This is a genomic window from Pseudomonas fjordensis (assembly GCF_976987115.1).
In genome coordinates this window covers 5226626-5239491 of the sequence record NZ_OZ336860.1, presented here as the reverse complement: position 1 = coordinate 5239491, position 12866 = coordinate 5226626, and the positions used below count along the sequence as shown (strand labels likewise).

Genomic DNA, 12866 nt, shown 5'->3' with positions numbered 1-12866 from the left:
AAATTTTTTGTACGTTGTTTGACTATCGCTTCATAATTGACGTATTTAAATTCTAAATAAGCCTAAACTTCCGGCCTTTACATATCCTTATGTTATGACAACGTCATTAATCTGAATTACTTGTGTGCGCAGTTGTCGCCCAACCGTTTATTTTGAGGAACCTGCATGTCCCAACCCGCCCAGAAACTTCGGCTCAGTGCCCTGATCGCCCTGGTGGTGGGCTCGATGATTGGCGGTGGGATTTTTTCGTTGCCGCAGAACATGGCCGCCCGTGCCGAGGTGGGCGCCATACTGATCGGCTGGGCAATCACCGCCATCGGCATGCTGACCTTGGCCTTTGTGTTCCAGACGTTGGCGAACCGTAAGCCCGAACTGGATTCCGGGGTGTATGCGTACGCCAAGGCGGGTTTCGGCGACTACATGGGATTTTCGTCTGCCTGGGGTTACTGGATCAGTGCGTGGATGGGTAACGTCGGTTATTTCGTCTTGCTGTTCAGCACCCTCGGCTACTTTTTTCCGGCGTTCGGCCAGGGCAATACCCCGCTGGCCATCGGCTGCGCGTCGCTGTTGCTGTGGGCGGTGCATTTTCTGGTGATGCGCGGCATCAAAGAGGCGGCGTTTATCAACCAGGTGACGACGGTGGCGAAGATCGTGCCGCTGTTGATGTTTATCGTGATCGCTGCGGTTGCATTCAAGGCGGATATCTTCACCCGCGATATCTGGGGCCTGGGCAACCCGCAGATGGGCAGCGTGGTCGAGCAGGTGCGCCACATGATGCTGGTCACCGTGTTTGTATTTATCGGCATTGAAGGTGCCAGTGTGTACTCGGCGCGAGCACAGAAACGCTCGGACGTGGGGCGCGCCACGGTGATTGGTTTCGTGGGCGTGCTGGCCTTGCTGGTGCTGGTGAACGTGCTGTCCCTGGGCATCATGAGCCAGCCGGAGTTGGCACAGTTGCAGAACCCGTCCCTGGCCGGTGTGTTGGAGCATATCGTCGGGCCTTGGGGCGCGGTATTGATCAGCCTCGGCCTGGCGGTTTCGTTGCTCGGGGCGTTGCTCTCCTGGGCGCTGCTGTGCGCGGAAATCCTCTATGCCACCGCCCAGGACAAGACCATGCCGGCGTTCCTGAAGAAGGAAAACGCCAATCAGGTGCCGGTCAATGCCTTATGGCTGACCAACGTGATGATCCAGGCATTCCTGGTGATCACGCTGTTTTCAGCCAGCACCTACACCACCCTGATCTACCTGGCATCGTCGATGATCCTGGTACCTTATTTGTGGTCGGCGGCCTATGCGGTGCTATTGAGCGCGCGCGGCGAAACCTATGCCGGCTGGCAGCGCCGGCGCATGAAAGATCTGCTGGTGGGGCTGGTTGCCCTTGGCTACGCGATCTGGCTGCTGTATGCGGGGGGCTTGAAGTACTTGCTGCTGTCGGCGCTGTTGTACGCACCGGGTGTGATCCTGTTTGCCTTGGCCAAGCGCGAGCAGGGCCAACCCTTGTTTACCACCGTGGAAAAAGGCATTTTCAGCGGCGTGATCGCGGGCGCCGGGTTCGCCGCGTATGGGCTGTATAGCGGGGTATTGTCACTGTGAGATTGGCGTATCAACCGCCCTACGACTGGGCGGCGATGCTGGGGTTCCTGTCGGCGCGGGCGATTACCGGGTTGGAAACCGTGGTCGCCGGCGTGTATCGACGCAGCATCAGTGTGGCAGGGCGCCATGGCTGGATCAGCGTCGAACCGGGGGCGGGGGATTGGCTGGAGGTGACGGTCGACTTTCCCGAGCCTGCCGCCATGCCTGAGATCGAGCGGCGCTTGCGCAGGATGTTTGATCTGGATGCCGTGCCTGAGGTAATCAACGCGCAATTGGCGCAGGACCCTCTGATGGCGCAACTGGTTGTGGCTCGCCCTGGCCTGCGGTTGCCTGGCACCTGGGATGGGTTGGAACTGGCGATTCGTGCAGTGCTGGGCCAGCAGATCACCGTGGTGGCGGCGATTCGCCTGGCGGGCAAGCTCGTGGCGCAGTATGGCCAGGCGCTGCCAACCCCGCACGCCGGTATTACCCACCTGTTTCCGACACCTGAAGTGCTGGCGGCGGCGGACCTTGCCACACTGGGCATGCCCAAGGCGCGGGGCCGCACCTTGTCTGGTGTGGCCCAGGCGCTGTTGGATGATCCTCAGCTTTTCGAACCCAAGGCCAGCCTCAAGGATGGCGTGGCACGGCTGGTGGCGTTGCCGGGGATTGGAGAGTGGACCGCGCAGTACATCGCCATGCGCCAGTTGCGCGAGGCGGATGCGTTTGCGCCGGGGGACATCGGGCTGATCAATGCTTTGGCGGCTTTGGAAGGTGGGCCAGTGTCGGCCCGGCAGTTATTGGCGCGGGCCGAGGCGTGGCGGCCGTTGAGGGCGTATGCGGCGCAGCATTTGTGGACAACCCTGTAGGAGCGAGCTTGCTCGCGAAAAACCTGAGAACGCCGCTGTGTATCAGGTTTCCCGCGTTATCGTTGGCGACCTTCGCGAGCAAGCTCGCTCCTACAGGGTATTAGTCACCACTGAGGCCGGTGCGAGCCCAGTTCCACCGCCGGTAAATCCCACTGCAACGGCGTGCCACTGATACTCAGCGGCGCCAGTAGCCGATGGGCCTGGCCCCAGGCTGTCTGCTCCACGACCAGGCCTTGGTCATTGATGTCTTCTTCGCGCAATGCCGCTTGCTGTGGCACTTGCCCGGCCTCCACCAGCAACTTCGCCGTGCGCGCCAACGACAAACGCGCCGACCCGCCGCGTCCGGATTCCAGGCGCTCGGTCAACGCCCGGATCGCACTGGCGGCCATCAAGTAGCCGGTGGCGTGATCCAGCGCTTGTACCGGTAGCGGCAGTGGTTTATCCGTCTGTTTCCAGGCCATGCCGGCCTCGGCAATCCCGCTGCTCATCTGCACCAGGCTGTCAAAGCCACGACGATTGCGCCATGGGCCGTTCCAACCGTAGGCGTTTAGGCTGACGTCGATCAGGCCGGGGGCGATGTGTTGCCGCTCGCCAAGGGTGTAACCCAGTTGCTCCAGGGCATCGGCGCGGTAGCCGTGGAACAGGATGTCGGCGTCCTTGAGCAATGCTTCGAACACCTGTCGGCCTTCCTGGCTCTTTAGGTCAAGACGGGCGCAGCGTTTACCCAACGTCATCTCCGGCACCACGCCAGGTTCGTTCCAGGTGGGCGAGTCGATGCGCAGTACGTCGGCGCCCAAGCCCGCGAGGAAACGACTGGCCACCGGGCCGGCTAGCACCCGGGTCAAATCCAGCACCTTGATGCCGGCCAGTGGGCGCGCTGCGGAACCGAGCCAGGGTTTGTCGATGCCGGGTTCGAAGACCTGGCGCTGGATCAACGCCTCGGCGTTCACTGCCAAGCCTTGAGGATGCTGCTGCCAGGCTTGCCAGCTACGCATCTGCGCCGCACAACCGCCCGCATCGACCACCGCCTGTTCCAGTTCGGCGGCTTTCCAGGTTGCGACTTTGCTCGTCATGGCTGCGCGATCAGCGGCAGGTCCCAATACCCGCTCGGCCGCTGCACGATGATGGGGCGCGTTGGTGTGCAAGCGAATCCAGCCATCGGCGCTGGCGTAGTCACCCGCTACCGGGTCCCACAACGGCGGCACTTGCCAACCCACGGGGCGAATCGACGAGGAGAACCACAACGAGGCCAGGCGCCGATCCACGCTGACACTGGGCAGGCGCCCGGTTTGTTGCTCAATCAACTGGGCGACGGCCTGGCCGGCGGCGCCGATGCTGGCGGCCGCCAAGTCAGTCACGGCAAAGGTCGAGGGCAAGGCACCGGCCTGTGTCTGGGGCAGTGGGGCGTGCGGTAGAGCGAGTGCGGCTTGGATGGGAGTCAGCAGGTCAGTCATCAAAGGCCCTCCGTAAGAGAAGGGCCACTATAGAAGATCATCCCGCTGGTGTGGCAACCCCAGGGATCAAGGGCAGTTCGATGCTGGCGATAAAACCGCCTTCGGGGTGGTTGGCCAGGATCAGGTTGCCGCCATGGCGCTCGGCAGCGCGACGGGCGATGGCCAAGCCCAGGCCATGGCCTTGGGCGGTTTGGCCGGGCGCACGGTAGAACGGCTCGCCCAATTGGCTCAGGTGCTCGGCTTCAACGCCGGGGCCGTGGTCGCGTACGCTGATCAGAATGCGCCCGCCTTGATGCTGGGCCTGCAATTCAATCGGTTGGCCAGCCGGGTTGAAGCGCTGGGCATTGCGCAGCAGGTTGTCCACGGCGCGTTCGATCATGGTCGGCCAGCCTTTGAGCTGCAAATCATTGGCAGTCGTCAGTTGCACCACTTGCTCGGGGGCACTGAGTTGGGCGTCCTTTTGCAGCGTTTTAAGCAACGGGTTGAGGTCGATGTCTTCGGCGCTGGCGTTGTCGGCGTCGACCCGTGCCAATACCAGGATTTCGCTGATCAAGGCTTCCAGGCGATCGCATTCGCGAGTCAGGCGCGGCCAGAGTTTTTCCCGTTCTTCGGGGCTGGCGCGTTCGGCCAGGGCCAGGGCGATACGCAAGCGCGCCAGGGGCGAGCGCAGTTCGTGGGAGACGTCGCGCAGCAACTGGCGCTGGCTGCCGATCAGGCTTTGCAAGCGCGCGCCCATGCGGTTGAAGTCGTTGGCCAGCACGCCGAACTCATCACGCCTGTTGGCCAGTTGCGCCAGGCTGTTCTGTTGATAGGTGGTTTGCCCCAGGTCATGCACTGCGCCGCGCAGACGGCTGAGCGGGCGGGTGATGGACAAGGTCACCAGCAGGCTGAACAGGGTCAGCACCACCAGGGTAATCGCCAATGCACTGAGCGGCCACAGCAGGCTGCTGCGGTGCCAGGCGTCCAGCTCCGGGTGAGGAATACGGTAAATCAGCAGGTAGGTATCGCCGGTTTTGGCGCTGGTGTACTCGGCGGTCAGGCGCCGCCAGGGCAGGTGGCCGTCCTGGCTGTCGTTCTGGCGGGCTTCGAAGGCGGCGGCGCGACGCGGGAAGGTGCCGCGCACCACCGGGTCGCCGCTTTCGTTAAGCACTTGCACGTCGATGTGGTACTGGCGTTTGCGCTGCTGCAACAAGTCCTGGGCGGCGTCTTCGCCCTGGGTTTCGTAGAGCTGCGTCCACTCCTGGGCCAGGTTGTTGAGCCCAGGGTGGCGGCTGAGAATCCAGGCGTCCTGGTTGAGCATGTGCCCAAGCAGGATCGATAACCCGGCAACCAGGGCGATGGCCAGCCAGAAACTCGCCAGGATACGCCAGAACAATGAACGCACAGGAAACCCTCAAACAGGAAAAGCCCAGCGGCGTGAACCACTGGGCTGGGGGTGAAGCTAGGCCATTATTGCGCTTTTTGCGCTTGCTGGGCTTTCCAGGCCTGGAACTCTTTCCATTCGGCGCGGCGCTCGGCTTGCTTCTTGACGATATCGTCGTACTTCTTCTGTTGGTCGGGCTTAAGCACCGCACGAATATCGGCCTGGGTTTTCTGCTTGCCGGCGGCGATTTCGTCCTGCATGGCCTTCTGGTCGGCGGCCGGGAGTTTGTCCAGGTACTTTTGGGTCAGGTCTTTGCGGGCGTGCCATTGGTCACCCATCAGCTTGCGGATCTGCTCACGCTGTTCCTTGCTCAAGTCCAGCTGGCTGAACGGGCCGCCTTTGCCACGCGGGCCGTGTTCACCGTGGCCTGGGCCACCCATCATGCGGCTTTCAGGCCCACCCATCGGGCCTGGGCCTTCCGGCATTGCCATGGCAACGGTGGGCAGGGCGGTGGCGAACATCAAAGCGATAAGGGTCTTGCGCATGGTGATTCTCCTGTCTCTATTCCGGTGAGTCCGGATGTGAGTAGGTTACGCAGAGCAAGGTCAGCGGCGGTCAGGGGAGGGTAAAGCTTCGGTAAAGACGGGGTTGATAGGCACTGACAAAACCCGGTCTCTGTAGGAGCGAGCTTGCTCGCGAAGAACGTATAGGCACCGCGTTTAATCAGGATGCCTGCGTTATCGTTGGCGTTTTTCGCGAGCAAGCTCGCTCCTACAGGGGGCTGTATTGTGTTTAGAGGCTGTAGTAGTAACCACGGCTACGCAACGCCACGATCCGTGGCCGGCCATCGGGGTGTGGGCCGATCTTTTTGCGCAGGTTGCTGACGTGCATGTCCAGGCTGCGGTCATACAGGGTCAGCTTGCGGCCCAGGGCGATCTGCGCCAGTTCCTGTTTGTCCAGGGGCTCGCCCGGTTGGCGCAGCAGGGCTTCGAGCAGGCGGCTTTCGGAGACGGTGAGGGCGAACTCCTGTTCATCGATGCTGACCACGCCGCGCACCGGGCTGAAGCACAGGTCGCCCAGTTCCAGTTGGGTCGACACCGCGGCCGGGTGGCTGCGGCGTAATACGGCGCGTAGGCGCGCCGTCAGCTCACGCGGGTCGCAGGGCTTGGCCAGGTAGTCGTCGGCGCCCAGTTCCAGGCCGAGGATGCGGTCCAGGGGTTCGCCTCGGGCCGAGAGCATCAGCACCGGCAGCTCCGGGTGGTCGTTGCGCAATTGCTTGAGCAGCTCCAGGCCGCTGCCGTCGGGCAGCATCACGTCGAGCACGACGGCCGCAGGCGCACTGTCGGCCAAGGCTTTACGGGCGCTCAAGCCATCGTGGCAGGCGCGCACCTGGAAACCTTCCTGGCTCAGCCAACTGGTCAGCAGCTCACAGAGCTCCTGGTCATCATCTATCAGTAACAGCTCGCTCATGACTCACTCAATTTAGCCATTGTCGGCGGCGAAGGCCCCACCGGTGACGCCGTGAGCCATTATGAGTACGCCGAAACGATTAGGTTCGACGCAGCCGGGCTCAAGGCAAGACTTGCTTGAACGGCTTGATCACCACATCGGCGTAGACGCCTGCTGCAACGTAAGGGTCTGCCTTGGCCCAGGCCTCGGCGTCGGCCAGGGAGGCGAACTCGGCCACGATCAGGCTGCCGGTGAACCCGGCGTCGCCCGGGTCATTGCTGTCGACGGCCGGGTGCGGGCCGGCCAGTACGATGCGGCCTTCGGCTTGCAGCTGTTTGAGGCGCTCGACGTGGGCCGGGCGTACGCTCAGGCGTTTTTCCAGCGAGTGGGCAACGTCGGTGGCAATGATGGCGTAGAGCATGTCAGTCCTCGGTTTTTGGTGTGGTAGCTGCGGTGTCATGCAGGTGACGCGACAGGTAGATACCCTGGCCGATCAAAAACAATACGGTCATGCCCAGGCTGCCGAACACTTTGAAGTCGACCCAGTAGTCCTGGAAGGTAAAGGCCACGAACAGGTTGGCGGCACCGCAGAACAGGAAAAACACGATCCAGGCCACGTTCAGGCGTACCCACACCGGCTCCGGCAAGGTCAGCGCGTGCCCCATGATCCGCTTGATCAGCAGGCGGTCACCGATGAAGTGGCTGCCGATAAACACCAGGGCGAACAGCCAGTTCACCACCGGGGCTTTCCATTTGAGGAACGTTTCGCTGTGGAAGGCCAGGGTCAGGCCGCCGAATACCAGGCAGGCGATAAGCGTGAGCCATTGGCTTTTTTCCAGCTTGCGCTGGGAGATGAAGATGGCGCCGTAGACCACGATGGAGCTGACGATCAGTACGGCGGTGGCGCTGTAGATGCCCCCGAACGATAGCTCGTGGCCGGCGATTTCGATGACCCTGGGGTCGAGTTTGGTAACGATGAAAAACAGCAACAGCGGGATGAAGTCGATGAATTGTTTCACAGTAAGAGCCAGAAGCTGGATGTGGCGGCATAATAACAAACATCCTTGGTTGCGATAGCGCCAGCTGACTTGAGGTTACACACTCCCGTGAATGTTGATTTGCACTGCCACAGCACGGCCTCCGACGGCGCCCTGGCGCCCGCGGTACTGGTTGCGCGTGCGTTTGAAAAAGGCGTGCGAGTTTTGGCATTGACCGACCACGACACCCTCGAAGGCCTCGATGAAGCCCGCCAGGCCGCGCATTCCCTGGGCATGCAGCTGGTCAATGGCGTGGAATTGTCCTGCACCTGGGGCGGGGCCACCATCCATGTGCTGGGCTACGGTTTTGATCAAAAGGCCCCACCCTTGGTGGCGGCTATTGCCCAATTGCACGATGGCCGCTGGCTGCGGTCCGAAGAAATAAGCCGCAAGCTCAGCCTTAAAGGCATGCCGGGTGCCCTAGATGGCGCCCGGGCTATCCAGCAAGAGCTGGGCGACAGCGGCAACGCACCGGCCCGTCCGCACTTTGCCGACTGGATGGTGCGTGAAGGCTATGTGAAGGATCGCGCCGAAGCCTTTCGCAAATGGCTGGGCGCCGGCAAGTTGGGCGACGTGAAGCTGCATTGGCCGACCCTGGAAGACACCGTCCAGACCCTGCGGGACTCCGGGGCCTGGGTGAGCCTGGCGCACCCCTGGCATTACGATTTCACCCGCAGCAAGCGCCGCAAGCTGATCAGCGACTATATTGGAGCGGGTGGCCACGCCATCGAGGTGGTCAACGGGCATCAACCCGCCGAACAGGTCGGCAGCCTGGCGATCCTTGCCCGCGAATTTGGTCTGCTGGTCAGTGCCGGCAGTGACTTTCATGGCCCAGGCGGCTGGTCCGAGATTGGCGAGTATCGCCAGGTTCCGGAAGATCTGCCGCTGTTGTGGGGGCGATTCAAGCATGACCCCATTATTGCCACCGTCTGAACAGGTAGAGTACGTGAGCCAATTCTTCCAGATTCATCCGGAAAACCCTCAGGCGCGCCTGATCAAGCAGGCCGTGGAGATCATCCGTGCCGGTGGGGTAGTGATCTACCCGACGGATTCTTCCTATGCCATTGGCTGCCAGATCGGCGACAAGGGCGCGGTCGAGCGGGTAAGACGCTTGCGCCAGCTGGACGACAAGCACAACTTTGCGCTGATCTGCAGCGACTTGTCCCAGCTTGGTCTGTTTGCGAAGGTCGACACCGGTACGTTCCGCCTGCTCAAGGCCCATACGCCGGGGCCCTACACGTTCATTCTCAACGCCACCCGCGAAGTGCCGCGCCTGTTGCTGCACCCCAAGAAACGCACCATCGGCCTGCGCGTGCCGGAACACCCGATTGCCCTGGCGCTGCTGGCCGAGTTGGGCGAACCGCTGATGAGCGTGTCGTTGATCCTGCCCGGCGAAACCGAGCCGTTGTACGACCCTTACGAAATGCGCCGTTTGCTGGAAAAACACGTCGACCTGATCATCGACGGCGGCTACGGCGGCAATAAGGCCTCCACGGTGATCAACCTGGCCGACGGTGAGCCAGAAGTGGTGCGTGTGGGTTGTGGCGACCCGGCTCCGTTCATGGTCGAGGCCTGAATGTCGGCCGTGGAAACCGCTGATCCCCAGGCCGGCGCCCAGCAGGAACTGCCGTTTGCCATGGTGTACGGCCAGGCGGTCATGGAAATGCCCCTGGACCTGTACATCCCGCCGGACGCCCTTGAGGTATTCCTTGAAGCCTTCGAAGGCCCGCTGGACTTGCTGCTGTACCTGATCCGCAAGCAGAACATCAATATCCTCGACATTCCGGTGGCAGAAATCACCCGCCAGTACATGGGCTATGTGGAGCTGATGCAGTCGGTGCGCCTGGAACTGGCCGCCGAGTACCTGGTGATGGCGGCCATGCTCGCCGAGATCAAGTCGCGCATGCTGTTGCCGCGCTCGGAGACGGTGGAAGCCGAAGAGGATGACCCACGCGCTGAGCTGATCCGCCGCCTGCAAGAGTACGAACGCTTCAAGGCTGCCGCCGAAGGCATCGACGGCCTGAGCCGTGTGGGCCGTGATGTGGTGGTGCCCAAGCTCGACGCCCCCGAGGCGCGCGCGCGCAAGTTGCTGCCAGACGTGAGCCTGGAAGAATTGCTGATGTCCATGGCCGAAGTCCTGCGCCGTGGCGATATGTTTGAGAGCCACCAGGTCAGCCGTGAAGCGCTGTCTACCCGCGAGCGCATGAGCGATGTGCTGGAGCGCCTCAAGGGCGGTGGGTTTGTGCCCTTTGTCGAGCTGTTCACCGCCGAAGAAGGGCGCCTGGGCGTGGTGGTGACCTTTATGGCGATCCTTGAGCTGGTCAAGGAGTCCTTGGTCGAGCTGGTGCAGAATGAGCCTTTTGCGGCTATCCACGTGCGGGCGCGAGCCGAATAACGAGCTGAATCGATGAATCTGACTGAACCCCGCGAACTGGCCCCTTTGCTGGAGGCCTTTCTCCTTGCCTCGGGTAAACCGCAATCTTTGGAGCGCCTGTTCGAGCTTTTCGAAGAAGCCGAACGCCCGGAGCCACCGGTCTTCAAGAAGGCCTTGGAGATCCTGCGCAAGTCCTGCGAGGGGCGTGCCTTTGAACTGCGCGAAGTGGCGTCGGGTTACCGCCTGCAGATCCGTGAGAAGTTTTCGCCGTGGGTCGGGCGGTTGTGGGAAGAGCGCCCGCAGCGCTATTCCCGGGCGATGCTGGAGACCATGGCGCTGATCGCCTATCGCCAGCCCATCACCCGGGGCGAGATCGAAGACGTGCGTGGCGTGGCGGTGAACAGCAATATCGTCAAGACCCTGCTGGAGCGCGAGTGGATCCGCATCGTCGGCTACCGCGACGTGCCGGGCAAACCGGCGATGTTCGCCACCACCAAGGTGTTCCTCGATCACTTCAACCTGAAAAACCTCGACGATCTGCCGCCCCTGGCCGAGCTGCGGGAAATGGAAGCCGAGCCGGTGCTCGACTTCGATGACGCGCCGGTGCCGCAAAGCCTGCAGGAACTGGCCGACGCCAGCGCCGAGCCGGAGGAGCCCAAGGACGAGACCAGTTTCCATACGTTGTTGCTGGAGCTGGACGACATGGAGCAGGGCATCAAGACCGACTTCGACGATTTGCTGCGTGATGGTGCGGCAGAGCCAGAAACCCAGGTGAACGTTGAGTCCGCGCCTGAGGTCGAAGCCGAAGACGATGTGCTTGGCGTGGCCCAAGCCCGGGAAAAGCTCCTGGCCGCCGTCGCCGCCCTCGAACAGCCGCCCCTGAGTGACGAAGAAGACGAAGCCCGGGCGCTGGCCGAGGCCATCGAGAACGAACGTCGTCAGCTCGAAGACTGACCCGGTATTTCCAAACACCGCAATACCCCATGTGGGAGCGGGCTTGCTCGCGAATGCGGTGTATCAGCTTGCAGATACATTGACTGAACCACCGCATTCGCGAGCAAGCCCGCTCCCACATTTAATCAGCGTCGGCAGGGGAAGTGTATGAGCTCGACCAAAGACCCGTGCATCAGCATCTGCAAATTCAACGACGACATCTGCGTCGGCTGTGGCCGCAGCAAGCGTGAAATCCGTGCCTGGAAGAAACTCGACAAAGCCGACAAGCGCACGGTTCTGGCCGAAGCCGAGCTGCGATTGCTGGCCCTGGGGGCCACCGGTCGGCGGAAAAGCAAATGAGCTGGGCGTTATCGGCTAGTCTGTGATGCGCAACACGCGCCATGCGCGTATGATTCGCGACCCCTTGCCGACCTATTCGGCCAAGGCCCAGCTTTCAATACCCTTCAGGCCACGCCTGAATCGACCCACCGGGAGGTGCTTACGATGAATGACCAAGACCAGAAAGACCAGGAAATCGGCCCAGCAGGCGAAAAACTGCAAAAGGTGCTGGCGCGTATCGGCGTGGGCTCGCGCCGCGACGTGGAAGCCTGGATCACCCAGAAGCGCATCAAGGTCAACGGCGTTGAGGCCACCCTCGGCCAGCGCGTCGACCTGCACGATGCGATCACCATTGATGGCAAGGTCATCAAGCGTGAAGAGGCCGCCGAATCGGTGCGCCGCGTGATCATGTACAACAAGCCCGACGGCGAGATCTGCACCCGTGACGACCCGGAAGGCCGTCCGACCGTGTTCGACAAGATGCCCAAGCCTAAAGAAGGCCGCTGGATCAACATCGGCCGCCTGGACATCAACACCACCGGCTTGCTGATGTTCACCACTGACGGTGAGTTGGCCAACCGCCTGATGCACCCGTCCTACGAGATGGACCGTGAATACGCCGTGCGTGTGCGTGGTGAAGTCGATGACGAGATGATCGAGCGCCTCAAGGCGGGCGTTGTGCTCGAAGACGGCCCCGCCAAGTTCACCGACATCAAGCAGGCGCCGGGTGGCGAAGGTTTCAACCACTGGTACCACTGCGTAGTGATGGAAGGCCGTAACCGTGAAGTGCGTCGCCTGTGGGAGTCCCAGGGCCTGGTGGTCAGCCGCCTCAAGCGCGTGCGTTTTGGCCCGGTGTTCCTGAACTCCGACCTGCCGATGGGCCGCTGGCGCGAAATGAGCCAGTACGAAGTCGATATCCTCAGCGCCGAAGTGGGCCTGACGCCGGTTGCCATGCCGCAGATGAACGCCAAGAGCAAAGACAAGCTTGAGCGCATGCAGCGTAAATCGTCGCGCCCGGTGCCACGTACCGAACGTGTTGCCCGCACCCTGCGCCCTGCGCTGGATGCACCGGCCACCGGCGGTCGTATCTCGCGTCAGCCGCACATTGAAGGCGAGCGCCGCCCCACCGCGCCAGCGCGTCAAGAAGGTGAGCGTGCGCCACGTACGCCGCGTCCTGCGCCGGCGGGTGGGCGCAGCAACCGTGGCGAAGCGGATCGCCCGGCCGACAACGCCAGCACCAAGCGTCCAGCCAAGCCAGCGGCGAACAAGCGTCCTGGCCCGAAACTGGTCGCGGACGAGCCGTCGGGCAAGCGCCGTGGCGCCCCGGCCGGTTCCGGCCAGCGCCCTGGTTTTGGTCGCAAGAAGCCGCAGTGATGCGTTAAGCGCTGCACAAAAACGCCAACCCTAAGGTTGGCGTTTTTTTTATCTCAACTTTGGTAACCCAGTTCAATGTGGGAGCGGGCTTGCTCGCGAAGG

General features: G+C 62.2%; 14 protein-coding genes. 8 read left to right on the top strand and 6 right to left on the bottom strand.

Features of this window, described 5'->3' with window-relative positions:
- Positions 1-165 precede the first annotated feature (165 nt).
- A complete protein-coding gene (gene arcD, locus ACWHXD_RS23905; protein ID WP_032895544.1) occupies positions 166-1593 on the top strand; it encodes an arginine-ornithine antiporter in 1428 nt (475 codons plus the stop codon).
- Positions 1590-2441, top strand: coding sequence for a DNA-3-methyladenine glycosylase family protein (locus tag ACWHXD_RS23900; protein ID WP_032895546.1), 852 nt, complete (start codon positions 1590-1592; stop codon positions 2439-2441). The genes arcD and ACWHXD_RS23900 overlap by 4 nt, the downstream gene beginning before the upstream one ends.
- A gap of 104 nt (positions 2442-2545) precedes the next feature.
- Here the strand turns inward: ACWHXD_RS23900 and ACWHXD_RS23895 are convergent, their stop codons facing one another.
- The 6 genes from ACWHXD_RS23895 to ACWHXD_RS23870 form a co-directional block, all read right to left on the bottom strand.
- On the bottom strand, positions 2546-3895 hold the full coding sequence (locus ACWHXD_RS23895; RefSeq protein ID WP_138762293.1) for a CoA transferase: 1350 nt from the start codon (positions 3893-3895) through the stop codon (positions 2546-2548).
- Positions 3896-3932: 37 nt separating this feature from the next.
- The gene (locus ACWHXD_RS23890) at positions 3933-5279 is read right to left on the bottom strand and encodes a sensor histidine kinase (protein ID WP_138762294.1); all 1347 of its coding nucleotides are present in this window, start codon (positions 5277-5279) and stop codon (positions 3933-3935) included.
- 65 nt (positions 5280-5344) lie between these two features.
- On the bottom strand, positions 5345-5803 hold the full coding sequence (locus ACWHXD_RS23885) for an LTXXQ domain protein (protein WP_032895550.1): 459 nt from the start codon (positions 5801-5803) through the stop codon (positions 5345-5347).
- Positions 5804-6050: 247 nt separating this feature from the next.
- Positions 6051-6728 (bottom strand): response regulator transcription factor, encoded by a 678-nt coding sequence (locus ACWHXD_RS23880; RefSeq protein ID WP_003193803.1) that lies wholly within the window; start codon positions 6726-6728, stop codon positions 6051-6053.
- Positions 6729-6828: 100 nt separating this feature from the next.
- Entirely contained in the window at positions 6829-7128 is a 300-nt protein-coding gene (locus ACWHXD_RS23875) for a YciI family protein (RefSeq protein WP_098950522.1), read from the bottom strand.
- 1 nt (position 7129) lies between these two features.
- Positions 7130-7726, bottom strand: coding sequence for a septation protein A (locus ACWHXD_RS23870; protein ID WP_044267795.1), 597 nt, complete (start codon positions 7724-7726; stop codon positions 7130-7132).
- Between the two features lie 87 nt (positions 7727-7813).
- Between ACWHXD_RS23870 and ACWHXD_RS23865 the strand changes: the two genes are divergently transcribed.
- The 6 genes from ACWHXD_RS23865 (at position 7814) to rluB (ending at position 12764) form a co-directional block, all read left to right on the top strand.
- Positions 7814-8677: a PHP domain-containing protein gene (locus tag ACWHXD_RS23865; protein ID WP_056791434.1), complete on the top strand. Its 864-nt coding sequence runs from the start codon at positions 7814-7816 to the stop codon at positions 8675-8677.
- A 13-nt stretch (positions 8678-8690) separates the two neighbouring features.
- Positions 8691-9320 (top strand): L-threonylcarbamoyladenylate synthase, encoded by a 630-nt coding sequence (locus ACWHXD_RS23860; protein WP_003193796.1) that lies wholly within the window; start codon positions 8691-8693, stop codon positions 9318-9320.
- Positions 9321-10139 carry a segregation and condensation protein A gene (locus ACWHXD_RS23855; RefSeq protein ID WP_003193795.1) on the top strand — a complete coding sequence of 273 codons (819 nt, stop codon included), beginning with the start codon at positions 9321-9323 and terminating at the stop codon, positions 10137-10139.
- 12 nt (positions 10140-10151) lie between these two features.
- The gene (gene scpB / locus ACWHXD_RS23850) at positions 10152-11072 is read left to right on the top strand and encodes an SMC-Scp complex subunit ScpB (protein WP_138762295.1); all 921 of its coding nucleotides are present in this window, start codon (positions 10152-10154) and stop codon (positions 11070-11072) included.
- Between the two features lie 147 nt (positions 11073-11219).
- The gene (locus tag ACWHXD_RS23845) at positions 11220-11411 is read left to right on the top strand and encodes a DUF1289 domain-containing protein (protein ID WP_044267786.1); all 192 of its coding nucleotides are present in this window, start codon (positions 11220-11222) and stop codon (positions 11409-11411) included.
- A 144-nt stretch (positions 11412-11555) separates the two neighbouring features.
- Positions 11556-12764 (top strand): 23S rRNA pseudouridine(2605) synthase RluB, encoded by a 1209-nt coding sequence (gene rluB / locus ACWHXD_RS23840; protein ID WP_032895557.1) that lies wholly within the window; start codon positions 11556-11558, stop codon positions 12762-12764.
- Positions 12765-12866: the final 102 nt, after the last annotated feature.

What these genes read in the sequence shown, in the direction of transcription:
- arcD (WP_032895544.1), top strand. Translation starts at nt 166, where the DNA reads ATGTCCCAACCCGCCCAGAAACTTCGGCTCAGTGCCCTGATCGCCCTG.
- ACWHXD_RS23845 (WP_044267786.1), top strand. Translation starts at nt 11,220, where the DNA reads ATGAGCTCGACCAAAGACCCGTGCATCAGCATCTGCAAATTCAACGAC.
- ACWHXD_RS23875 (WP_098950522.1), bottom strand. Translation starts at nt 7,128, where the DNA reads ATGCTCTACGCCATCATTGCCACCGACGTTGCCCACTCGCTGGAAAAA.
- ACWHXD_RS23880 (WP_003193803.1), bottom strand. Translation starts at nt 6,728, where the DNA reads ATGAGCGAGCTGTTACTGATAGATGATGACCAGGAGCTCTGTGAGCTG.
- ACWHXD_RS23895 (WP_138762293.1), bottom strand. Translation starts at nt 3,895, where the DNA reads ATGACTGACCTGCTGACTCCCATCCAAGCCGCACTCGCTCTACCGCAC.
- scpB (WP_138762295.1), top strand. Translation starts at nt 10,152, where the DNA reads ATGAATCTGACTGAACCCCGCGAACTGGCCCCTTTGCTGGAGGCCTTT.
- ACWHXD_RS23885 (WP_032895550.1), bottom strand. Translation starts at nt 5,803, where the DNA reads ATGCGCAAGACCCTTATCGCTTTGATGTTCGCCACCGCCCTGCCCACC.
- ACWHXD_RS23855 (WP_003193795.1), top strand. Translation starts at nt 9,321, where the DNA reads ATGTCGGCCGTGGAAACCGCTGATCCCCAGGCCGGCGCCCAGCAGGAA.
- rluB (WP_032895557.1), top strand. Translation starts at nt 11,556, where the DNA reads ATGAATGACCAAGACCAGAAAGACCAGGAAATCGGCCCAGCAGGCGAA.